Raw genomic sequence first — 21,597 nt, forward strand, 5'->3', positions numbered from 1 at the left:
CCCGACTTCAAGCCTTTGCCTAAAACAAACCAATCTGTTGGTATAGATTTAGGCATCACTGATTTCGCGATTCTTTCCGATGGACGTAAAGTCGATAACCAACGCTTTACGACAAAGATGGAACAGAAATTAAAACGTGAGCAGCGTAAATTATCACGTAGATATGAACAAGCGAAAAAAGACAATCGAGATGTAAGGGAATGTAAAAATTATCAAAAGCAACGCATGAAAGTCGCACGATTACATGAACGTGTAGCATTTCAACGTGAAGATTTTTTAAATAAACGATCAACAGAACTCATACGTCATTACGATCCAATTTGCATCGAAAATTTGAATGCAAAAGGTATGCTAAAAAATCACAAGTTAGCGAAAGCGATTCGTGATGTATCATGGTCAATGTTCATTGAAAAACTCATGTATAAGGCGAAATGGTATGGTCGTAACATCGTAAAGATAGACCGATTCTACCCATCAAGCCAACTTTGTTATGTGTGTGGTCATCGTGATGGCAAAAAATCCTTAGAAATCCGCGAATGGACTTGTCCAGCTTGCCACACACCTCTCGACCGTGATGTCAATGCGAGCCGCAACATTTTAGCAGAAGGATTACGCCTTTTTGAAACAACCCAACCGTAGGGACTACGGGGTTTGCCTACTAAAAAAGTGAAGCCGCTGTTTCGAGCAAGTAGGAACAAGCAAGCACTGTTCGTAGGAATCCCCCACTTCAAGCTAGTTCAAGTTCATTGTAAATTATTTGTATATTCTGAACAATCGAATTATAGGTGTCTATTTAGTGAACGTTGTGAGTTTATTATATAGATTAGCGAGATATGAATTATTTAAAAATTAAAAAAATGACCTTTTTTTCTAAAAAAATATGGTAAAATAAGTATTATTTTACTGCGATTAAGGGGGATTTATTTCATGAAACTCACTAAAGTAGCTTTAGCAAGTGGCATTGCCTTTTCTTCACTTGTATTACCGACTATTTCCTATGCAGAATCGACTGTCGCATTTAAAACGACAACAATGTATACCAATCATGGTGTCCATGCTCGTAAGGCGCCGAATGTTAAAGCAGATATTATTAAAACGATTCCAAAAAACACAAAAATCCAAGTAATTGATGGTTCAAAAAAATCATGGTATCGCGTATTATTAGATGGTCAAACTGTTTATATTTATGGTAATTATGTCACATCTAAAAAACCAGCTACGACGCCTACTTTACCTAAAGTCGTCAAGAAAGGGTATGTTCAAAATACGAATGGTGTCCAACTAGCAGTGCGAGCAAGTGCTTCATCAACCGGGAAAAAAATTGGCTCCCTTAAAGAAGGCGCTACCGTTCAATTAACAAAAAAATATACCGCATCATCAAAGGATAAATTTTTCCAAATTATTCACAACAAGAAAGTTGCTTACGTGTCGTCAAAATATATTGGATTTACGAAAGAAAACGTTCGAACAACAAAGGTTGGTGTTGTAAGCAATACAGGCCCTGTTGCATTAAAAGTTCGTCAAAAACCTGATACAACGAGTAACATTTTAGGAACTTTAAAGGAAGGCACCGCGATCAACCTTGCACAGCCGTATAAAAATAACAATACGGAGTCATGGTACAAAATCACATATAAAGGAAAAACAGCTTATGTCGCCGCACAATATGTGACATTGTTATTTCCAGCAAAAGACACATTCAATTGAAACTTTCGGATGTGTTTTTTTGATGGGAAAAGATACAAATTATACGATTCTTTTCTTATGTACTACATGTAAACATTATATTTTGGTAATGCAGGAAAATGGATGTAAAAAATGAGAAATGTCCATTAAAAATCAGGCATTTCTCATAAATCTCATGTATATTCCAACGCGTAATTTCACGTATACTACATGTGAAGTAAACGAATAATCACCGTAACAATGAATTAACGACCAAAATTCCCACTTTGTTTTTTCTTCTTATCTTTGTATTCCCATGTAGCTGTATACGTCATATCTTTTAGTAATTTTTTAATCGTTGCTTTATCTAATTGAATATAAAATACCGCTTCATATTGGTTATCTTTTAATGTATAGGAACCGAAACAATAGTTTTTTCCAAACAGCGTTCTAGCATTATCATCCACCGTTAACACCGCATTATGTAATTGGTCAAAATTTTCAATTGTTAGCGATAAAGTAACTTTTTGCAATGTTTCTCGTGCTGGTTTTTCGCTAAATTGTACCGTAGTTAATTGTTCATATTCCTTGTCACTTACGTCGTCAATATTTATCGTTTTTTTCATTGTTGCCTGTTCATCGGAACAAGCGATGAGCGTAATTGTCATCATGCTTAATAGCAACAGCAACAGCCATTTTTTCATCATTGCTTCGCCTCCATACAGTAGCATACCATGAAACAGCGCAAAAAAAGAAGCCGTCTCCGCAAGACCGCTTCTTTCATTATTCTTTATTATTTTAAAGCCCTTTGTAAAAACGCCTTTGTACGCTCATGCTTCGGATTGTTAAACAAGTCCTCTGGGGCACCTTCTTCTACAATTAACCCCTTGTCCATGAAAACGATTCGATCCGAAATTTCACGCGCAAATTCCATTTCATGTGTCACGATAATCATCGTTAATCCCGATTGTGCAAGCTCCTTCATAACACGTAACACTTCACCAACCATTTCTGGGTCAAGTGCCGAAGTAGGTTCATCAAAAAGGAGCGCATCTGGTGACATGGACAACGCGCGCGCAATCGCAACACGCTGCTTTTGTCCACCTGATAATTGATGCGGACGCGCTTTTAAATAGCGATCCATGCCAACTACTTTCAAATACTTTAATGCAACTTCTTCTGCTTCTACTTTTGAACGTTTCAAAATCTTCTTTTGACCAACAACGCAATTATTTAAAACATCCCAGTTATTGAAAAGATTGAATTGCTGAAATACCATGCCCATATGTTTACGGTAATCATTCAAATTTTTCTTTTGAAGAATGTTTTCCCCTTTATAAATAATTTCGCCGCCTGATGGGATTTCAAGTAAATTGACACAACGTAATAACGTTGACTTTCCTGAACCTGAAGAACCAATTACCGTCACAACTTCTCCTTTTTTTACAGAAAAGTTAATGTCTTTTAACACTTCATGCGAACCAAAGGATTTCGATAAATGTTGAATATCAATAATCGTTTCCATAATCTCTCTCCTTTACTCGCGTGATTTCGGGCGCATAATCCCCGCTTCATCAAGCATTTGATAATTCGCTGTGCCTTCTAAACGACGCTCGAAGTAGCGCAGCACTTGTGTTGCTGTGATCGTCATAATTAAATAAATAATACATGCGATAAAGAACGACTCGAAGTAACGGAAATTCGCGCCGGCGATTGTTTTCGTTTGGAAAAATAATTCCGTTACAGCAATAACATTTAACACCGACGTATCTTTAATGTTCATAATGTATTGATTGCCTGTTGCTGGTAAAATATTGCGTAGCACTTGCGGCAACACAACCGTTGTCATCGTTGTCCAGTGATTCATGCCCATTGCACGCGCTGCTTCAAATTGACCTTTATCTACACCAATAATCCCGCCACGCACAATTTCTGCCATATAGGCACCAGTATTTAATGAAACAACTAGAATTCCGGCAAATGTAGGATGCATATCTCCGCTAAAACCAAAGTCTGTCCCAATCGTTGCTTTTAACCATTGCATAATCAACGGTGTTCCATAATACACAACAATTGCTTGAACGATCATCGGTGTCCCGCGGAAGAATTCGATATAAACGCGTAAAATGCCATTAACAATCATTAAGAATGTTTTTTGCCCACGTTGTTGTACTTTTGGAATCGTATTAATGACGCCAATAATCAAACCGATTAATGCGCCAATAATGGTCCCGAGTGTTGAAATAACTAGGGTCATCCAAGCGCCTCGTAAAAGCATCGGCCAGTTATTTGTAATGATGGTCATAAACCAATCTAAACTCATTAATATTCCTCCTTACAGTTGGCTATTTTGCTGCTGGTTGGTTTGCGATTGCTTCATCCATTAATTTTGTACGCTCATCTTCAGAGATACCTTTTAATGCTTCGTTTACTGGATCCTTTAAATCGCTACCTTTTGGTAACCCAACTGCAATTGCTGTATCTTCTTTGCTTGTTTTAAAACCATCTGTAAATTCAACCATCGCAAATTTCTCATTGGCAGCTGATGCAGATACACCTTCTGGACGCTCCGACACATACCCATCGACTTTCCCTGATTCTAAAGCGACACGCATCGCTGGGAAGTTATCCATCGCTGTTTGCTTTTGTACACCATCAATTTGATCAATCACTGAATAATGGAATGTATTTAATTGACCTGTAACTTTCGCGTCTTTAAAATCTGCTAAAGACGTTGCTTTTTCATATTTTCCACCTTTTTTCACGACCATTACAAGATTTGATGTGTAATATACATCTGAGAAATCAATCGTTTTTAAGCGGTCTTTTGTTGGAGACATCCCAGCAACAATCGCATCAATTTTACCTGATGTTAAAGCTGGCACAAGACCATCCCATTCTGTTTTAACAATAACTAATTCTTTCCCTAATTTATCGGCTACTTTTTGTGCAATTGCTACATCATAACCACCCGCGTATTCAGCGCCACCTTTAATTTTTACAGCGCCATTTGAATCGTCTTGTTGTGTCCAGTTAAATGGCGGGTAACCTGCTTCCATCCCTATTGTAAATGTTTCCTTAGAATCGCCAGAAGATTCCGACTTATTTGAATCTGAAGAACCACACCCTGCTAATGCAAGTACTAACACAAGCATTAAACCCGTTAACCATGAAATTTTTTTCATCCCAATTTCTCCTTTTCTGTAATTAATTAGTTATTAGAACTAAATAAAAAAAGAACCTGAGGTAAACTCAGGTCCCTAAATCATCTTTAGCACCAGAATCCTCATATAATTCCAAATTAAGATAGCACAACTCACTTAAGATAGAAACTTAAGTGAGACAGTCCTGCAATTGTTCACTGCAGACCCAGCACATGATGTCGAGAAATCGTCATGCACTTCGGCGACAGTCCCTCATCAATCGTTTCATAACCCTTCTCTAGCTCACCGATTGTATCTTGACTTATCGCGCCTCTACCTCACGAATCTATGAGGCCTTTATTTAATTCTAATTTATGAAAATAAATATACATGAATGATGTTTTTATGTCAATATAATTTGTCGAAATATTTTTATTTTTCTATACAATTTCGGTGTTTTCAAAAAAATACCGCTAACTGAAGTAATGGTCATTTCTTTTTAAATAAGCCTTCTGCACATAGCGCTAACATCGTCTATTGAAGTTCGTGTGAAGTTGTAGAAAAAACACTTGAAATAGTACTCTATTTTGTACGCTGATTGATTCGAATGCTTTTTTGTCATCTGAACGGCCACTTTACTATTTTAAGATAGTATGCCGGATACTCCTTCAATACATGTACATATTATGCCAAAATGTCATTTTTGAACAGCAGCATATGATTTGATACCTTTTTTCCATTAACGTGCCATTTCATATTGAAACATCAAAAAAACGCGTCTAACTATGCTTAAAAACGGGTATTAAAAATAGTAATCTTTTCGTATAATTTTCCGGAAATGCTTGCTATAATAGCGAGGAAGCGAGGTGATATGATGACGTTTGGAACTCACATTGATACGATGCAGTATCTTATGAATGATTTACATAATGCGCGTGAACAGCTGCGCAATGAGATGGGTGAAGAGTATTTAACATCACAAAGTTGGTACGCACTCCAACAATATAAAGCGACGTTAGAAAAGTGTGAACAAATGTTTGATTTTTGTTTTGAATTAGCCCTTTTACATAATGAAATAAATGATGCAGCAAGCCAAAAAGTGATTTATAAATCTATGCAAAATCGCATGATTGACTTTATCGGTTACGTTGCATTTCAACAGCATTTACTATCTGTTTGGCAAGAAAGTGATATTACAGCGACTATTTTAAATCTCGGTATACATATCCAGCACACGTTAGATGCCGCAGCGAGTGATTTAAAACGCTATTTAAAATTACCGGATGATGAGGGTGATTTCACAATTATGCAAAATTCTCTCAATTAAATGGAACTTTTTCTCTGTTGATTCGTACTATATGTATAACCTATTTGAAGGAGAAATATTTTTTTGAAACGTTGAACAAAGATTTTACTATTTTTTTCGTACTTTTTAATGCTTGGCCATGCTTATTATCAAACGATTGCTGAGCATATACCAACAACAGTTAGTCAATTACAAATGATGTCTATTGATGTTTCTGCGCGGTAAAAAAGTTCGTAAACGTGTCGCATGGCGTGTACATATTCGTACTCAAATTCAATCACTATTTATCGTAAAAGAACGTCTTGTTGCGACACGAAAGTTTTACATTTATGTGAATAATCACTATCAATCTTGGCTATAAGGTAAAGAGGCTGGAACATACGTGTAAAAACACCATCTCAGATGAGCATAAAAAAACCGGAATCGCGCCACAGCGCGGTTCCGGTTTTTCGTTGCGAACGCTAAAAAGGAACATGAACTGTGTTGTCCCAGCCTCTTTATGTACGTGAAATCTGCTACCATGTGGCGGAAAAATCTAATTTCTACACTACGTTGGTTTAGAGTCTTCGTCACTATGGATATTCAATTTGTAATGAATAATCGCTGTTAACAGCGCAAAAATAGCCGTGCCATAAAGGCTAATCGAAATCGAAGGCATAAAAGCATCTAGCAAGCCAATCAAACTGAGTGCCAAAAAATAATCAATGACAAAATCTAAGCCTGCACGATATTTTTCTTCTAACAATTCTAGCTCTACTAATACGCTTGGCACTGCGCCCATAAACAAAGAGATGCCAAAATCAAGCACGCCGTACAAGACGATAAATAATAACCCCATTGCAAGTGTCGTGTATTGTAACCCTACTATTTTTAACGCGAAAAATTCGATTGCCCCAATGCCTACAAAAAGAAGACCGACAAGCAGCATACTAACGAAAATCGCGATTTTTTCTTTCATAGTCATCCTCCACTTCTCGTTACTAGCATAACAAGAGATTCTCGAAAATTCCATCCAAAAATCATTCTCCCAATTAAGATAAAAAATTGTAATTATACAATTATTTTTTCCTATCACTGATAAAGTTTTCAATAAATTCTGTTATGAATACTGTCCATTCACATACGGCGTGATGTTACTTTAAGTCGGAACGCTTAAAAAAAGAATAATCGTTCATACTCATTCTTCTGCTAAAGCATTTTGTTACACTTTGCTAGGGAGTGAAGATATATGAAAAAATGGCTTACTAGTCTATCATTTGCTACAGCAATGTTTGTAGCAACATCTTCTGCATCCGCAGAAGGCGTCACGGGAGATATTCGATCGGAGCACGACATTGCGGCATTCATTGCTAAACATCCAATTGCAAAATCGCAACTGCAAACCTACGTCACAGCTCCAACATCGGCAACCGTTGGGAAAACGGAAAATACGGCTGCACTAAACTCGGTCAACCTCGTGCGTTACTTGACCGATTTACCGCAAGTAAAAGAGCATAAAAACTTTTCGGACTTAGCGCAAAATGCCGCATTTTTAATGAATAAAAACAATCAATTAGCACATCAAATCCCTGTCCCACCAGGTATGTCAAGCACGAATAAAATTTATAAAAAGGGTGCTATAGCAGGGCTTGCAAGTAATATTGGTGCGGGATATCCAAATATTCAACAATCGATTTTAAATGGCTATATCGTTGATAATGGCAGTAATAAATCTGCAATTGGTCATCGCAAATGGTTATTAAATCCAACGATGCGCTCAATTGGTTTTGGGAAAGTCGGAAATTATACAGATACATATGTTTTTGATAATAAAGCAAGTGTCAATCAACAATTACCTGGTTATTATAAGTGGTCAACAAAAGATTTACAGGAGCCAGGTGGTTGGGGCTTAGCTGAAAAAAATAATGCCAATACGAAAATTGCTTGGCCTGCACAGCGTATGCCGTTGCAATTGATGACAGCCGATACACCATTTTCATTAGCAGTCGGTAAAAATTATACGATTTCAGATCGTGTGAAAATTACGATGAAAAATAGTAAAAAATCTGTCACGATTGATTCAAAAAATTTAAAATCTGGACAGCATTATAGCGTTAGCCCATCTGGATATGGCTATATGAATGCGATTGTTTGGCATGCCAATCCAAACGACTTTACATTTAAAGATGGCGACACGTATACGATTAAAATAACGGGTCTATTAAAAAATAAAAAGGCGACAACGATTAACTATAAAGTACGATTTTTTGATTTAGAAGATTCTTTTGTGAAGCCTAGCTATCCAAAAACAATCACGCTGAAAAAAGGTAAATCGTATACCTTTAAAAACTTACAGCGATTTGATTTTGATAATCGTGCCAATATAGATATTCGTGTGAGCAACTCAAAATCATTGAAAAAAATGAATAATGTGACATTTAAATCGTTGAAAAAAGGCACAGCTTATGTGACCGTTACAAATAAAATTCATAAACAAACGAAAAAAATTAAAGTCGTGACAAAATAATACAAAAAGAGGCTGGAACATACGTGTAACAACACCATCTCATATGAGCATAAGAAAAACCGGAATCGCGCGGTGGCGCAGTTCCGGTTTTTCGTTGCGAACGCTAAAAAGGAACATGAACTGTTTTGCCCTAGCCTCTTTTTTTAACGCACAAATTGTTTGGATACCCAACCTGTATAACCACTTGTATTATCATAAACTTCATACCAGTCACCTGAAGAATCAATAACATTTAAATAGGTACCATTTTCAAGTGAGGTTACTTTGCTATAACCTTTGCCTGGACCAGAACGCAAAATGAGTGTACTGCTCCCTGTACTAACTGTAACCGCTGCCGGTAAAGAAGGTGTTGCTACGACGGGCTGTTGTGATGAGACATAACTGCTATGCACCCAGCCAAATACACCGTAATTATCGACATACACTTCGTACCAATTACCTTGACGTGCAATCAACGTCATCCCTGTCGCATTTGGTAACGAGTCGCTTAAACGCTTGCTATAATTTTGACCTGGACCGGTACGTAAAAATAAACCCGCATCCGACTTTCCTGTATTGACATAAACGTAGCCATTCACATAATGATAAGGCTCATTTTGTGCAGGCGCAGGATTTGTAACCGGTGTTTGTTGCTTCACTGTAACTTTCTCAGCCTTTGCCGCTTCTGCTTTTTTCTCTTCAGCAGATGCCTCTTTTGCCTTTTTTGCTTGCTCTTTTTTCTTACCTTCTAATTGATAATAAACTTTGTCCCCGGTTACTGTACCAAGCTTCTTGGCATCTCGTGCAAGTGCTTGCTTGAGCTTTTTTAATTCTTGTTGTTCATTTTTTGCTGTTTTCGTATCATTTAAACGTTGTGCCTCGGCAATGCGAATCGCACTGCGCACCGCTTCATGATACGTTTCAGCTAATGCAAGCTCAGCGTCTCCACTTTTCCAGTCAGTTGTTGAAGTTGCTTGTAAAAAATACGACTCAAAAAAATTCAATGCCATATCGCTACTCGCGCCGGATGTATACGATTTATCGAGCACAGTATCAAGTAAAGCATTTAACTTTTTACCTTGGTTGTCTACTGCTGAACCATACGATTTTGCGTAATTCTCCGCATACGTTGTAATAGCATCCGTTTTACCACGTGCATCTTCATAAGATGCGTCACTTAATTTTTTAATTTCTTCATTATACGCTTTTGGAACCGACTCATCCTGTGGTGCTGCTTGTTGACTACCATTTGACACATCCTTCGTTGTATTACAGGCTGTCAATACTAACGAAGCCGTTAGCAGCGCTGCGATACTATACGCTTTTTTCATTATCTTCCACCTCACTTAAAATAAATTATACCAAAATATAACATTAATGTTATATTTATTACACAAATGACTTGATGATTTTTTTAAGGAGGCGCATGACGATGCCGTTACAACAATGGCTATTTTTAACTGTGATTTTTTTTGCCAACACGATTGAGGCAATGACTGGCTTTGCGGGAACAATGCTTGCAATGCCAGCCTCTATGATTTTACTAGGTGTCGACGAGGCCAAAACAATGTTAAATATCGTCTCACTTATTACGTGCACCGCCATTGTGCTATCCAATCGACAGCATATCGACAAACAACAATTTTTCAAAATAACCGGTTTTATGTTACTTGGTGTCATCATCGGTTTATGGCTGTTTACATTACTCAATATTCCGCTGTTAATGAAACTATATGCGCTCATTATTATCATCGTGGCGCTAAAAAATATGTTTGTGAAAAAAAACGTCCGTAAGCTGTCCCACTTTGCGGCGATTAGTATTTTAATTAGTGCTGGCATCATTCATGGGATGTTTTTATCTGGTGGCACATTGCTTATTATTTATGCGATGTTAGCCTTACGTGAAAAAGCGGTATTTCGTGCAACACTGGCGGCAGTGTGGGTAGCACTTGATAGCGGCATTTTAATCAATCAAGCGATTCAAGGGTTTGTGACACCTAAAATTCTTTTATTAACCGCTGCAACAATTATTCCGTTGATGCTCGCGATTGCGCTTGGAAACTATTTACATAAAAAGATTCAGCAACAACACTTTTTGATGCTAACGTATGTATTGGTGCTTATTTCAGGTCTATTTTTGTTTTTCAAGTAAAAAAAGAGTCATCATTGGCGATGGCTCTTTTTTACGTTCATTTATATTTGTGCATACAATGCTTGATTTTTCTCGCGGAACTTTTCATTATGAGAAGATACCATCGCATAGTGATTTGCTTCTGGATTCATATACAATTTCGCGCTATTAACAGCCAATACGGCATCTTGAAATGTTCCAATGAGCAAGTTCACTTTATCTTCGTACGCTACAATATCACCAGCACCAAAAATTCCTGGTACTGTTGTTTGGCATTTGCCGATACTTTGCAAATAATAATCGTCCTTGCGTTCTGGTCGAATTGCCGCATCAAAATCTAGTGATACTTCGCGGTCATAGCCATGACTAATAATAATATCATCCATTTTAGCAGTTGTGTTTTCGCCATTTTGACAAATAACGACTTGCTCAATCGCTGTTTTTTCATCATTTGACTGCAACGATACAAGCTCTGAGTTTAACATGATGCTAGCGCCGCTTTCACGTAACTTACGCACTTGCGCCTCATGTGCCGTTAATTCTTCCTTACGATAAATGAGCGTGACACTTTTGGCGATTGGTAAAAGCTCTACCGCCCAATCAACCGCGCCATTTCCACCACCCGAAATGAGTACATCATGATTGCGAAAGCGGTCAATCACTTTGATCGTATAATGTAAATTCGTCATTTCATACTTTTTGGCACCGTCAATCGCCAGCTTAATCGGCTTGTAAATCCCACCGCCTGTTGCAATAATGACCGTTTTTGAATAATGTGCTGTGCCATCATTCGTTTCAATCACAAAATAATGCTGTTCTTTGCGAATCGTTTGCACCTTTGTTTCTAAACAGATTGTTGGCTGAAAAGTCATCGCCTGGTTTACGAGGTTATCGATGAATTGTGCTGCAACGATTGGCGGCTGCCCACCGACATCCCATAGCATTTTTTCAAGAAAAATATTGACCTTGCCACCTAGTGTTGGTTGAAACTCAATAATTTTTGTTTTTAAATCTCGCAAGCCACTATAAAAAGCGCTATATAAACCAGCAGGGCCTCCACCAACAATCGTTACATCAAATAATTCCATCGAATCGCTCCTCATTAAATTAGTTCATACGATAAACAAACCGGCTTGTCTGTTTTCGGATCTCGTACAATCGTCGCATCAATATTAAACACCGTGGCAAGAACGTCTCGTTGCATCATTTCCTCAACACTTCCTTGTTTCACAAGCTCGCCATCACGCAATGCAATGAGGCTATGTGAAAAGCGCGCCGCATGATTTAAATCATGCAACACCATAATGACCGTACGCCCTTGCTCTTCATTTAATTTTTTTAACAGTTGTAAAACTTCTAGTTGATGTGCCATATCTAAATACGTCGTTGGTTCATCTAAGAAAATAATATCTGTTTTTTGTGCTAACGCCATTGCAATCCATACGCGCTGACGTTGGCCACCTGATAATGTATCCACTTCACGATATTTATAATCAAGTGTATTCGTTACATCAAGCGCCCAATCAATAATTTCATAGTCTTCGTTCGTTAGCTTCGCAAAACCCGATTGATGTGGGAATCGCCCATAAGATACAAGTTCGCCAACCGTCAAACCAACTGGATTTTCGGCGATTTGTGGCAAAATGGCTAACCGCTTCGCAAGTTCTTTCGTATTATACTTCGCAATCGCCGCACCATCTAAGTAAATGGAGCCTTTACGATATGGAATAATGCGCGTCATCGCCTTTAAAAGCGTCGATTTCCCGCAGCCATTCGGGCCAATAATCGTCGTGATTTCGCCATCATTAAAACGTAACGATACATCATTAACAATTTTTATTTTTTCATAACCGACATCGACATGCTCTACGAAAATATCGTTTTTCATTAAAAAAATGCTCCTCTTATTTTGCTAATGCGTCTGTAATTTGTTCTACAATTTGCGTATTGGCAATAGCTCCTGTATATAACCAAGGCGATTCTGTGCCTAATTTGTGTAAATTCCCTGATTTTACTGCAGGAATAGTATTCCATAACTTATCGCTTAATGCTTTCTTACTCGCATCGTCGGCAGATTCAATTAAAAATAAATGATCGGCATCGAGTGTCACAAGTTTTTCTAATGAAATTTCGCTCCAGTTCCCTGTCGCTTTGTCAGAAATTTCTTTTACAGCTTTAGGTACTTGTAAGCCAAGATCATTGTACATGACGTCACCACTTGACAGATTGTCGGATACGATGAAGAACTTACCACCTGTTACCCACACAGCAGCCGTTGTAATATCGCCAGCTTTTTGTTGAATTTGTTTTTTCGCTGCTTCTGCTTTTTCTTCATAATCCGCTAATACTTGTTTGGCTTCGGCTTCTTTCCCGAATACTTCACCCATTTTTGTAAGCTCATCGCGCCAATCGTTGTTCACTTCTTTGCCGATAACGTATGTTGGTGCAATTTTATTGTATTGATTATATTTATCGCCCTCTACCATTGAAGCAGAGTCCATAACGATTAAATCAGGTTTAAAACTTTGCACAGCTTCAAGCGGCAAATCATATGAAATCGTTGGTACATCTTTTAACTCCGTTTGTAAATAATCTTGTACCCCATTTGTAACAGACCATTGTGCTACCGGTGTAATACCTAGCGCTACTAAATTATCTTCTAAATACGTCGCGATGACGCGTTTTGGTTGTTCTGGCACTTTTACTTCGTGCCCCATTGCATCTGTTAACGTACGCGTTTTAGTTGTTTGTTCGGTTTGCGCTGTTTTTTCATTATTATCTGAAGAAGAATTCGAGTCATTACCGCATCCTGCTAACATGAACGCTACTGCACCCGCACATACGAAACCCATTTTTTTTATTTTAAAAGTCATTAGTGAATTCCCCTAACTTGTTATCTAGTGTTTATTTTCATTTTTTATCGTGGTATACTTTTTAATGAAATGATAATGAAAATCTTTCTCATTTAAGATAAAACAATTTTTTTATTATGTCAATACAAGAATCCAGGAGTTTTTAGTATGAACGAAAAAAAATCATTCGCTTATTTAGCAAGTCACTACCGAGCTTCTTTCAGATGGATTGCGACAATTATCTTACTGTTGCTTGTCATTTTTGCGGTGGCATTATCGATTCGATTTGGCGCCAGTGATTTGACGTATAAAGGAATATGGGAGGCATTATTTCACTACGATGACACAAATAGCGCGCATGTTATTTTGCATGAACTACGCTTACCGCGCGCCATTGCGGGTCTTTTAGTTGGCGCTGCACTCGCGGTCTCTGGTGCAATTATGCAAGGTGTGACACGCAACGCTTTAGCTGAACCGTCTATTTTAGGTGTTACTGCAGGTGCTGGCTTTATGCTTTCTATCGCCTATGCCATTACAAAAGCACCTGATTTCTCGATGCTTATCCTATTTTCATTTATCGGCGCTGGGGCAGGGGCTGCGCTCGTCTTTACATTAACAGCACTTGGAAAAGGGGGCATTACGCCGGTGAAGCTTGCGCTCGCTGGCTCAGCAATTACCGCTATGCTTAGTGCATTGTCTACAACAATCGGCTTAAAATTTGATGTAGCGAAAGATTTAAGCTACTGGTATGCTGGTGGTTTATCATCGATTCAGCCGCTTCATGTACAAGTGGCGATTCCGTTTATTACGGTTGGTCTTATACTCGCACTCTTTTTATCAAAATCGATTTCTGTTATGAGTCTCGGTGAAGAAGTCGCAAAAGGCTTAGGCCAACGTACGACGCTGATTCGTATTTTATGTACAATCGTTGTGCTGTTATTAACAGGGGCTGCCGTATCGATTGTCGGAATTATTGGCTTTGTAGGCCTTGTTGTCCCGCACATTGTACGTGCTATTGTCGGGGTTGATTACCGCTGGATTATTCCGGTATCGGCCATTGTTGGCGGTTGTTTGCTACTCTTTGCAGATATTCTTGGTCGCGTCATCATGAGTCCATTTGAAACACCGGTTGGCGCGATTACCGCAATTATAGGCGTACCATTCTTCTTATATTTGGCACGCAAAGATGGAAGAGGTTTATAAATGCAAAATTCATTACGCAAAAATTCAAGTCACTTTTATGTCTATATAGCTGCGTGCATCATCTTGTTAATCATCGCCATTTTTATTAGCGTCAATACGGGTTATGTCCACGTATCATTTTTAAACTTTTTACAAACGATTGTTGGCATCGGTACGCCCGATGATACGATGACTATTTTCGATTTTCGTATGCCACGCATTGCGATGGCGATTTTAGTCGGCATGGGCATCGCTGTGTCGGGTGCCATTTTACAAAGCATTTCAAGCAATCCATTAGCAGATCCAGGCATTTTAGGGATTAATACCGGTGCTGGCTTTGCAATTGTACTTTATACCTTTTTCTTTCAAGAATTCGTTGCCACAAACAATGCCACGTCGGTATTTTTAAAGCCGGTTGTTGCATTATGTGGTGCGTTGCTTGCCGCTTTTCTTATTTATACACTGGCTTATCGTAAAGGGCGCATTGCACCAACACGGATGCTCCTTGTTGGTATTGGCATCAACGCCGCATTTAGCGCTGGGATTACGATTTTTCAACTGCGTATGGAACCGGTTGATTTCACGCGCACACTTGTGTGGTTATCCGGCTCGATTTATGCAACCTCTTGGACATTCGTACTTGCATTGCTACCATGGCTTATGATTTTAATGCCGATTGCGCTTTACAAATCGCGCACGCTTGATATTATTTCATTAAATGAAATGTCGGCAGTAGGTGTTGGCATCAACGTTACAAAAGAACGCAAATGGATGCTTGTTTTAGCGGTTTTATTAGCCGGAAGTTGCGTTGCCGTTGGTGGCGGCCTAACATTTCTTGGTCTGATTGCACCGCATATCGCGCGTCGTCTCGTTGGGCGTGCACATATGCGGCTCATCCCACTCAGCGCATTAATTGGCGCGCTACTCGTCGTTGTATCAGATACGCTTGCACGCGTCATCATTGCACCAGCCGAGCTCCCTGTTGGCATTATTTTATCGATTGTCGGCGCACCTTATTTTATTTATTTACTATTAAAAACACGCAATTAAAAAGCAAGGTTCATTCCTTGTTTTTTTAATCGCGAAATAAATTAATTGAAAATTTGTAATATTAAGGTTATTGTTATACACTAAATATAATCTTGAAGAAAAAGGAGGATGTCTATCAATGAAAGTAAAAGCTGCTGTTGTCAACGAAGTCAATGGACCGTATGAATTTGAAGAATTAGACTTACAAGAAATTCAACATGATGAAGTGATTGTAAAAGTTGTTGCCTCTGGTATTTGTCACTCCGATGAAGCGCTACGTGTCGGTGATGCAGAATACCCGCTCCCTGTTGTTTTAGGTCATGAAGGTGCTGGTATTATTGAAAAAACGGGTGCGAGTGTCAAAGGATTTGAAGTCGGTGATCAAGTCGTCATGGCCTATAATTCTTGCGGTAGTTGTCCAAATTGTCGGACAGGACATCCTTCTTCTTGTGTCGAATGGACGATTTTAAATATGTCTGGTGCGCGGTCTGATGGCAGTCCTATATTCAAAAAAACAGATGGCACACCAGTATCTAGTTTCTTCGCACAAAGCTCATTTGCCACACATACGGTTACAAATGTGCATAACTTAATTAAAGTAGCACCTGATGCGGACTTACGCTTAGTAGGTCCACTTGGTTGCGGATTTTTGACTGGCGCTGGAACCGTTGTTAATGGTTTAAAACCAAATGTTGGCGAATCAATTGTTATTTTTGGAACAGGGGCTGTTGGACTTGGTGCACTGATGACAGCGAAAATTGAAGGCTGCGGAAAAATTATTGCGGTAGACATTCATGATTCTCGCCTTGAAATTGCCAAAGAACTAGGAGCTACACATACAATCAATAGTAAAACAGAAGATTTAGCTGCACGCATTGCTGAAATTACAGCTGGAGCGGGTGCGAATTATTCAATCGATACAACCGGTGTGAGCGCCGTTATGAAAGCATCGCTTGATGTCCTTGGCATCCAAGGGGTTGCTGCACCTGTGGCGGTAACACCAAATAGTATTGAACTGAATACTTTTATGGACCTCGTACTTCTTAACAAAACAATTAAAGGCGTCCTAATGGGTGACTCCATTCCGCAACTTGCGATTCCAAAACTCATCGAATTTCATAAACAAGGGCAATTTGCGTTTGATAAACTTGTGCAATTTTACAACTTCGATGACATTAATCAAGCAAGTGCCGATTCTAATAGTGGCAAAACGATTAAGCCGATTTTAATTATTGATGAAACTTATCGTGCTGGCGAGCCATTACTAAAATAATGAAAAGAGAGTAGGCGCATGTTACCTACTCTCTTTTCATTATTTTTTCACCATATCTACATGCGGAATATCATCTTCTAAATACGTTTCAGACACTGCTTCAAAGCCAAATGAACTATAGAAATTGCGCAAATAATCTTGCGCCTGAATTTTAATCGTCATTTCGCGCAGTTCATCGTGCAAAAATGCTAATGCTTTCACTAATAACGCTTGCGCAAGTCCCTGTCCACGGTATTCCTTTTTCACAAGCACGCGCCCAATCGATGCTTGTTCGTATGATAAGCCTGCTGGTAAAATGCGGGCATACGCCACAATTTCGCCGTCCTGTTCATTGTATACATGATACGAGGCAAAATCTTTACCATCCACTTCAGGATACGGGCATTGCTGCTCGACGACAAATACCGTCGTGCGCGCTTGCAAAATAGCATACAGTTCCTTCGTTGATAAATCATCAAATGCTTTTATTGTCCACATATTGTCCACCCTTTACGTCTTTTTCAACCCTTATTATAGCACGTCGATAGAGGTATCATTTTCAAAAGGGCCCTTTTAAATGCTCATCCTTGTTTATTTTCACGATTCATATAATAAACATATGCATCTTCTAATGTTGCCGCAACATTTACCGCTTCTTCATAAGGTTTATATTCACTAATGATCCGGACTTTTTTACATCCTTCTTCATTTTTAATTTGGCTAATAATTAGTGAATCATTCGTTGCTTCAAATTTTTCATATTCTACTTCCCATGTATACGAATTTACTTGTGCGGTTAATTCCTCTGGTATAGCTTTTACTAACAATTCCCCTTCATTCATCAATAATACTTCGTCCGCAATTGTTTCAATATCCGAGACAATATGTGTCGACAATAAAATTAATTTGTACTGACTAAGCTCCATTAAGATTTGCCGTAACTTAATACGTTCGATTGGGTCTAATCCAGCTGTTGGTTCATCCAAAATTAATATAGTTGGATTATTTAACAAGGCTTGTGCAATACCTAAGCGTCGCAGCATTCCGCCTGAAAATGTTTTTATTTTTTTATGTTTAACATCGATTAAATCGACTAGGCATAATAGTTGTTCTACCTCGGTATGCGCTGATGTAGGAGACATTCCTTTCAAATTGGCAATATAGTTTAAAAATTTCTCCGCTGTAAACTGGGGATATCCTTGAAAATTTTGTGGTAAGTAGCCGAGACATTCTCGGTATTGATTGCCTAACTGATGTATTGCGCGACCATCAAGCGCAATATGTCCAGATGTAGGTTTAATTAAATCGACCATAGCTCGTATAAGTGTTGATTTCCCAGCACCATTTGTTCCAAGTAAACCATAAATTCCTTCTGTTAACTCACATTGGATATTAGTCAGTGCTTTCACGTCGCCAAATTGATGACTAACATTTTCAATTGTTAATTTCATGAACATTCCTCCTACACATATGAACGTATCTTTCGAGTTATGATTATCATGCCAAACATGACCATGCTACCAAGTAATAAAAAAGTGCTGACATCTTGAATGGTGTAATTCCAAAAGCTCGTAAAAATAGTCATACTCAACACGTTATTAAAACTATATGTTGTAAGCCAATTAATGATCTTGATGTCTGAAAAAATACCATAGCGTGTCAACACCTCTATACCGATAAATATCGTCCCCCCAATTATCATTAACCAGCCACTATGTTTAATAAATTGCGCTAAAAATTGCATGATAAAATTCAGGAACACACTTCCAAGTAAAGCAATCGTAAATTCAATCCCTAAAATTAACCAGCTATTCATTGTAAACGGAACATATGGTGAATCGACAACATTAAAATTAGGAACATCTTTCCACATCACAACAGAGATAACGAGTGTCAGTATGAAAAAATAACTGACAATACTGAGACTCATAAGTGCTTGTACTAATAACTTTGTTCTTGTAAGTGATACATGCCCCTTTTTTAACGTGCCTAATAACTCATTCATCGCATGTTCCTGTTCAAATACTTCACTATGAGTGGCAACGATTATCGTCATGATTATAATAAACCAGTAACCAATATATGGAATACCATTTACAACAGCTAGATTGATTGTATCGGCACTACTAATTTTAAATGACAAGCCATACAATAATGTACAAATAATCAATCCTACATAGAGTTCTCGTTGTTGGAAAACTTTAAGAAACTCATAATAGATTTTCAATAACTCCACCTTCTTTTTGCCATAATTTTTTCAGTGCTAAGGCACTACTAATTAATAACACGATCGTACATGCACAATAAATCCAAATTGCTACATCCAAATCTAAAAACACAAAAATAATCCAACACATACTAAAAACTGGCCACAATGCTTTATAACGCGTATCAATAAAACATCGTAACAATAAGTAGGTCCATAATAAAATGGCGGTACTTCCTGCTAGTAAAAGGGACAGTGCCGTTATTCTCGTTGTTTCATAACTAACGCTCGCTACTACGATTAATAACGCAATCGACAACATCGTTAACATAATGACCTTTGCGCAAAAAATCTGCTGAATTGTATATTTAAACGTTGCTTCAAGCTCCATCATCGTTTGGTTATAGCGCCACAATGTATAGCCTCCTACAAGTGTAATTGGCATAATTGGTATAAGCATCATTAAAATAGTCGTTGGTAATACTAGTTGTAACATGCCAAAAATACCTAGAAAACAACTCATAACTAATGCCATGTTGCGCATCGCTCGCACAGTACAAACATGGGACAATAATTCTTTGATTAATTGATGCACAGTTGGTTGGTGCACAGGCATAAAATGTGTCGCAAGTTCAATCGTTTTCTTTTTATGCTCTTCGTCGATAGGAATGATTGGGTCATTCAATGATCTCTTCCTCCTTTATTCGTGCTTTTAATTTACGCAATGCTTGAAAAAGTCTAGATTTAACACCTGGCAATGTACTATTTGTAATGTTGGCGATTTCTTTTGCAGTAAAACCATGGTAGTATTTCAGCACAATTGCATCGCGTTGTTTAACTGGTAATTGACTTAACAAATTTTTTAGCAGCTCACGATTAACACGTTGTTCACTAAAATCAGGCGCGACATCTTCCATTTTTTCACGTTGCATGCGCCTTTTTTCATTGGATGATTTTTTTAATGTGTTCATTGTTTGATTATGCGCAATGCGATAAAGCCACGCGCGAAAATAACCTTGTTCTTTATATGTAGGCAACGATTGCATCATGGTAATAAAGACGTCTTGTGTAATATCTTTTGCCGTTTCTATTGAACAACCCATATGACAAATATAGCGGTAAATCATGTCATAATAACGCTCGATTAATTCATTTGCTGCCATCTTATCCCCATTCATTATTTTTTGAATGAGCTGCGCATCGTCCATCTTGCCCCTCCTTTTCTATGATTCTATATGTATAACAAAACAACTTTGAAAAAGGATTTATTTTTTTTGAAATTTTTACTACATTAAATGTAAAAAGCAGTAATCCGTCTTAGGACTACTGCTTTCCATATGTTACGATACATTTTTATGCAATGCTTGGTCAATTTGTTCAAAGTGCTGTAAATCGTGTACCATTTGTCCAATAAAATATTGCAAAACATTTAATTCAGTCGAACCAATTTTGAGCATCGTACTCCATTGCACTTGTGAAAATGTTAATAATTGCTCGACAATTTGTTGACGGTGAATAATAAATTCTGCTAGCACCTTATCTTTCTCTGTGACGCGTGCATACGCTGCAGGTTGTTCATTAATAAGGTCGACATTTGGTGAAGGCTCAAATTGTTGCGTTGTAAAAAACAAGGGTACGCGCTTTGTCAGCAAGAAATTATCCCAATAACGAAAATGACCCATCACTTCTGCAACTGTCCATTTTTCCGGTACAATTACTTTACGCCAATCTTCTTCTGATAAGCGCTGCAATGTTTCAGCAAATAAGATTGCCAGACGTTGATGTTCAATTAATGTATTAATCATAATCCGTCGCCCCCTCTAGTGCTACAAGCTCCAACTTCATACGACTTTAGTCTCTCGCATATGCTCGTACAAAATGGTTGCTCTACGTGCACACGATTTTAAGGTCATCTCATCAACATACGCGAGATTGCGCATGAAATGTTAAATCATTTACTCCTACTCGTCTGATACATTTAATGTGGTGACTTTAGGTTCTGTCTAAAAACTATTTCCACCCCATGATATAATGGTGTAAATCAGAAAATGGGGTGGATGAAATGGCGCCAAGTCGTTACGAATTAACAGATGAACAGTGGAAACAAATTGAAGGGTTCTTCCCACCGTACACAACCGGTCGTCCTTCAAAACGAAGTAACCGTGAGATGTTCAATGCGATGCTGTGGGTTGCGCGTAGTGGCGCACCTTGGCGTGATCTGCCAGAACGCTATGGCTTTTGGAAAACGGCATATGCGCGCTTTTGTAAATGGCGCAATGACGGGACACTCATTTTGATTTTTCAGGCGCTTCAAATCGAACCTGATTTTGAAAACGTAAGCATCGA

The 21,597-nt window shown here is 38.3% G+C and carries 24 protein-coding genes and 1 riboswitch; of the genes, 9 read left to right on the plus strand and 15 right to left on the minus strand.

The window, feature by feature from the left end; translation table 11 throughout:
• Together V514_RS0111620 and V514_RS0111625 are read left to right on the plus strand one after the other, a co-directional pair.
• The coding region (locus V514_RS0111620) for an RNA-guided endonuclease TnpB family protein (RefSeq protein ID WP_029500108.1) at positions 1 to 639 on the plus strand (639 nt) is incomplete at its 5' end.
• Between the two features lie 288 nt (positions 640 to 927).
• Positions 928 to 1,707: an SH3 domain-containing protein gene (locus V514_RS0111625; RefSeq protein WP_029500109.1), complete on the plus strand. Its 780-nt coding sequence runs from the start codon at positions 928 to 930 to the stop codon at positions 1,705 to 1,707.
• 224 nt (positions 1,708 to 1,931) lie between these two features.
• Here V514_RS0111625 and V514_RS0111630 read toward each other — a convergent pair whose 3' ends face one another.
• From V514_RS0111630 to V514_RS0111645, 4 genes are all read right to left on the minus strand, one after another.
• Positions 1,932 to 2,372 (minus strand): hypothetical protein, encoded by a 441-nt coding sequence (locus V514_RS0111630; protein WP_029500110.1) that lies wholly within the window; start codon positions 2,370 to 2,372, stop codon positions 1,932 to 1,934.
• Positions 2,373 to 2,458: 86 nt separating this feature from the next.
• Entirely contained in the window at positions 2,459 to 3,190 is a 732-nt protein-coding gene (locus V514_RS0111635) for an amino acid ABC transporter ATP-binding protein (protein WP_029500111.1), read from the minus strand.
• A gap of 12 nt (positions 3,191 to 3,202) precedes the next feature.
• Positions 3,203 to 3,988 carry an amino acid ABC transporter permease gene (locus tag V514_RS0111640; protein ID WP_029500112.1) on the minus strand — a complete coding sequence of 262 codons (786 nt, stop codon included), beginning with the start codon at positions 3,986 to 3,988 and terminating at the stop codon, positions 3,203 to 3,205.
• A gap of 22 nt (positions 3,989 to 4,010) precedes the next feature.
• Positions 4,011 to 4,850 (minus strand): transporter substrate-binding domain-containing protein, encoded by an 840-nt coding sequence (locus V514_RS0111645; RefSeq protein WP_029500113.1) that lies wholly within the window; start codon positions 4,848 to 4,850, stop codon positions 4,011 to 4,013.
• 114 nt (positions 4,851 to 4,964) lie between these two features.
• Positions 4,965 to 5,152: riboswitch (Lysine riboswitch) on the minus strand.
• A 527-nt stretch (positions 5,153 to 5,679) separates the two neighbouring features.
• Between V514_RS0111645 and V514_RS0111650 the strand changes: the two genes are divergently transcribed.
• Positions 5,680 to 6,135 carry a hypothetical protein gene (locus V514_RS0111650; RefSeq protein WP_029500114.1) on the plus strand — a complete coding sequence of 152 codons (456 nt, stop codon included), beginning with the start codon at positions 5,680 to 5,682 and terminating at the stop codon, positions 6,133 to 6,135.
• Positions 6,136 to 6,661: 526 nt separating this feature from the next.
• On the opposite strand, the gene V514_RS0111660 is transcribed toward V514_RS0111650, so the two are convergent.
• Positions 6,662 to 7,072, minus strand: a complete 411-nt coding sequence (locus tag V514_RS0111660; RefSeq protein WP_029500115.1) for a YrvL family regulatory protein — start codon at positions 7,070 to 7,072, stop codon at positions 6,662 to 6,664.
• A 270-nt stretch (positions 7,073 to 7,342) separates the two neighbouring features.
• On the opposite strand from V514_RS0111660, the gene V514_RS0111665 reads away from it, so the two are divergent.
• The gene (locus tag V514_RS0111665; protein WP_029500116.1) at positions 7,343 to 8,620 is read left to right on the plus strand and encodes a CAP domain-containing protein; all 1,278 of its coding nucleotides are present in this window, start codon (positions 7,343 to 7,345) and stop codon (positions 8,618 to 8,620) included.
• Positions 8,621 to 8,763: 143 nt separating this feature from the next.
• On the opposite strand, the gene V514_RS0111670 is transcribed toward V514_RS0111665, so the two are convergent.
• Complete coding sequence (locus V514_RS0111670; RefSeq protein WP_029500117.1) at positions 8,764 to 9,930, minus strand: SH3 domain-containing protein; 1,167 nt, start codon at positions 9,928 to 9,930, stop codon at positions 8,764 to 8,766.
• A gap of 101 nt (positions 9,931 to 10,031) precedes the next feature.
• On the opposite strand from V514_RS0111670, the gene V514_RS0111675 reads away from it, so the two are divergent.
• Positions 10,032 to 10,751 carry a sulfite exporter TauE/SafE family protein gene (locus V514_RS0111675; RefSeq protein ID WP_029500118.1) on the plus strand — a complete coding sequence of 240 codons (720 nt, stop codon included), beginning with the start codon at positions 10,032 to 10,034 and terminating at the stop codon, positions 10,749 to 10,751.
• A 41-nt stretch (positions 10,752 to 10,792) separates the two neighbouring features.
• Here V514_RS0111675 and V514_RS0111680 read toward each other — a convergent pair whose 3' ends face one another.
• From V514_RS0111680 to V514_RS0111690, 3 genes are read right to left on the minus strand one after another with little or no spacing between them, the layout of a single operon-like run.
• Positions 10,793 to 11,818: an NAD(P)/FAD-dependent oxidoreductase gene (locus V514_RS0111680; protein WP_029500119.1), complete on the minus strand. Its 1,026-nt coding sequence runs from the start codon at positions 11,816 to 11,818 to the stop codon at positions 10,793 to 10,795.
• 14 nt (positions 11,819 to 11,832) lie between these two features.
• Complete coding sequence (locus tag V514_RS0111685; RefSeq protein WP_029500120.1) at positions 11,833 to 12,618, minus strand: ABC transporter ATP-binding protein; 786 nt, start codon at positions 12,616 to 12,618, stop codon at positions 11,833 to 11,835.
• 16 nt (positions 12,619 to 12,634) lie between these two features.
• Positions 12,635 to 13,603, minus strand: coding sequence for an ABC transporter substrate-binding protein (locus V514_RS0111690; protein WP_029500121.1), 969 nt, complete (start codon positions 13,601 to 13,603; stop codon positions 12,635 to 12,637).
• Between the two features lie 147 nt (positions 13,604 to 13,750).
• Between V514_RS0111690 and V514_RS0111695 the strand changes: the two genes are divergently transcribed.
• The 3 genes from V514_RS0111695 (at position 13,751) to V514_RS0111705 (ending at position 17,066) form a co-directional block, all read left to right on the plus strand.
• Positions 13,751 to 14,785 carry a FecCD family ABC transporter permease gene (locus tag V514_RS0111695; protein ID WP_029500122.1) on the plus strand — a complete coding sequence of 345 codons (1,035 nt, stop codon included), beginning with the start codon at positions 13,751 to 13,753 and terminating at the stop codon, positions 14,783 to 14,785.
• Positions 14,786 to 15,814 (plus strand): FecCD family ABC transporter permease, encoded by a 1,029-nt coding sequence (locus V514_RS0111700; protein ID WP_029500123.1) that lies wholly within the window; start codon positions 14,786 to 14,788, stop codon positions 15,812 to 15,814.
• A gap of 118 nt (positions 15,815 to 15,932) precedes the next feature.
• Complete coding sequence (locus V514_RS0111705) at positions 15,933 to 17,066, plus strand: NAD(P)-dependent alcohol dehydrogenase (RefSeq protein WP_029500124.1); 1,134 nt, start codon at positions 15,933 to 15,935, stop codon at positions 17,064 to 17,066.
• A gap of 39 nt (positions 17,067 to 17,105) precedes the next feature.
• On the opposite strand, the gene V514_RS0111710 is transcribed toward V514_RS0111705, so the two are convergent.
• The 6 genes from V514_RS0111710 to V514_RS0111735 all read right to left on the minus strand — a co-directional run bounded on the left by V514_RS0111710 (position 17,106) and on the right by V514_RS0111735 (position 21,056).
• Positions 17,106 to 17,543: a GNAT family N-acetyltransferase gene (locus tag V514_RS0111710; protein WP_029500125.1), complete on the minus strand. Its 438-nt coding sequence runs from the start codon at positions 17,541 to 17,543 to the stop codon at positions 17,106 to 17,108.
• An 83-nt stretch (positions 17,544 to 17,626) separates the two neighbouring features.
• Complete coding sequence (locus V514_RS0111715; RefSeq protein WP_029500126.1) at positions 17,627 to 18,496, minus strand: ABC transporter ATP-binding protein; 870 nt, start codon at positions 18,494 to 18,496, stop codon at positions 17,627 to 17,629.
• An 11-nt stretch (positions 18,497 to 18,507) separates the two neighbouring features.
• Entirely contained in the window at positions 18,508 to 19,272 is a 765-nt protein-coding gene (locus tag V514_RS0111720) for a hypothetical protein (protein ID WP_029500127.1), read from the minus strand.
• Positions 19,256 to 19,936, minus strand: a complete 681-nt coding sequence (locus V514_RS0111725) for a hypothetical protein (protein WP_029500128.1) — start codon at positions 19,934 to 19,936, stop codon at positions 19,256 to 19,258. Before V514_RS0111725 ends, V514_RS0111720 begins: the two co-directional genes overlap by 17 nt.
• Positions 19,929 to 20,459 (minus strand): RNA polymerase sigma factor, encoded by a 531-nt coding sequence (locus V514_RS0111730; RefSeq protein ID WP_029500129.1) that lies wholly within the window; start codon positions 20,457 to 20,459, stop codon positions 19,929 to 19,931. The genes V514_RS0111725 and V514_RS0111730 overlap by 8 nt, the downstream gene beginning before the upstream one ends.
• Positions 20,460 to 20,591: 132 nt before the next feature.
• Positions 20,592 to 21,056 carry a DinB family protein gene (locus V514_RS0111735; RefSeq protein WP_029500130.1) on the minus strand — a complete coding sequence of 155 codons (465 nt, stop codon included), beginning with the start codon at positions 21,054 to 21,056 and terminating at the stop codon, positions 20,592 to 20,594.
• Positions 21,057 to 21,313: 257 nt separating this feature from the next.
• On the opposite strand from V514_RS0111735, the gene V514_RS0111740 reads away from it, so the two are divergent.
• On the plus strand, positions 21,314 to 21,597 hold a 284-nt coding region (locus V514_RS0111740), incomplete at its 3' end, for an IS5 family transposase (protein WP_029500131.1).

It is taken from the genome of Kurthia huakuii LAM0618 (genome assembly GCF_000505545.1).
Classification (GTDB): domain Bacteria; phylum Bacillota; class Bacilli; order Bacillales_A; family Planococcaceae; genus Kurthia; species Kurthia huakuii.

What these genes read in the sequence shown, in the direction of transcription:
- V514_RS0111630 (WP_029500110.1), bottom strand. Translation starts at nt 2,372, where the DNA reads ATGATGAAAAAATGGCTGTTGCTGTTGCTATTAAGCATGATGACAATT.
- V514_RS0111625 (WP_029500109.1), top strand. Translation starts at nt 928, where the DNA reads ATGAAACTCACTAAAGTAGCTTTAGCAAGTGGCATTGCCTTTTCTTCA.
- V514_RS0111730 (WP_029500129.1), bottom strand. Translation starts at nt 20,459, where the DNA reads ATGGACGATGCGCAGCTCATTCAAAAAATAATGAATGGGGATAAGATG.
- V514_RS0111675 (WP_029500118.1), top strand. Translation starts at nt 10,032, where the DNA reads ATGCCGTTACAACAATGGCTATTTTTAACTGTGATTTTTTTTGCCAAC.
- V514_RS0111695 (WP_029500122.1), top strand. Translation starts at nt 13,751, where the DNA reads ATGAACGAAAAAAAATCATTCGCTTATTTAGCAAGTCACTACCGAGCT.
- V514_RS0111735 (WP_029500130.1), bottom strand. Translation starts at nt 21,056, where the DNA reads ATGATTAATACATTAATTGAACATCAACGTCTGGCAATCTTATTTGCT.
- V514_RS0111690 (WP_029500121.1), bottom strand. Translation starts at nt 13,603, where the DNA reads ATGACTTTTAAAATAAAAAAAATGGGTTTCGTATGTGCGGGTGCAGTA.
- V514_RS0111650 (WP_029500114.1), top strand. Translation starts at nt 5,680, where the DNA reads ATGATGACGTTTGGAACTCACATTGATACGATGCAGTATCTTATGAAT.
- V514_RS0111665 (WP_029500116.1), top strand. Translation starts at nt 7,343, where the DNA reads ATGAAAAAATGGCTTACTAGTCTATCATTTGCTACAGCAATGTTTGTA.
- V514_RS0111645 (WP_029500113.1), bottom strand. Translation starts at nt 4,850, where the DNA reads ATGAAAAAAATTTCATGGTTAACGGGTTTAATGCTTGTGTTAGTACTT.
- V514_RS0111700 (WP_029500123.1), top strand. Translation starts at nt 14,786, where the DNA reads ATGCAAAATTCATTACGCAAAAATTCAAGTCACTTTTATGTCTATATA.
- V514_RS0111680 (WP_029500119.1), bottom strand. Translation starts at nt 11,818, where the DNA reads ATGGAATTATTTGATGTAACGATTGTTGGTGGAGGCCCTGCTGGTTTA.
- V514_RS0111715 (WP_029500126.1), bottom strand. Translation starts at nt 18,496, where the DNA reads ATGAAATTAACAATTGAAAATGTTAGTCATCAATTTGGCGACGTGAAA.
- V514_RS0111635 (WP_029500111.1), bottom strand. Translation starts at nt 3,190, where the DNA reads ATGGAAACGATTATTGATATTCAACATTTATCGAAATCCTTTGGTTCG.
- V514_RS0111670 (WP_029500117.1), bottom strand. Translation starts at nt 9,930, where the DNA reads ATGAAAAAAGCGTATAGTATCGCAGCGCTGCTAACGGCTTCGTTAGTA.
- V514_RS0111660 (WP_029500115.1), bottom strand. Translation starts at nt 7,072, where the DNA reads ATGAAAGAAAAAATCGCGATTTTCGTTAGTATGCTGCTTGTCGGTCTT.
- V514_RS0111710 (WP_029500125.1), bottom strand. Translation starts at nt 17,543, where the DNA reads ATGTGGACAATAAAAGCATTTGATGATTTATCAACGAAGGAACTGTAT.
- V514_RS0111705 (WP_029500124.1), top strand. Translation starts at nt 15,933, where the DNA reads ATGAAAGTAAAAGCTGCTGTTGTCAACGAAGTCAATGGACCGTATGAA.
- V514_RS0111685 (WP_029500120.1), bottom strand. Translation starts at nt 12,618, where the DNA reads ATGAAAAACGATATTTTCGTAGAGCATGTCGATGTCGGTTATGAAAAA.
- V514_RS0111640 (WP_029500112.1), bottom strand. Translation starts at nt 3,988, where the DNA reads ATGAGTTTAGATTGGTTTATGACCATCATTACAAATAACTGGCCGATG.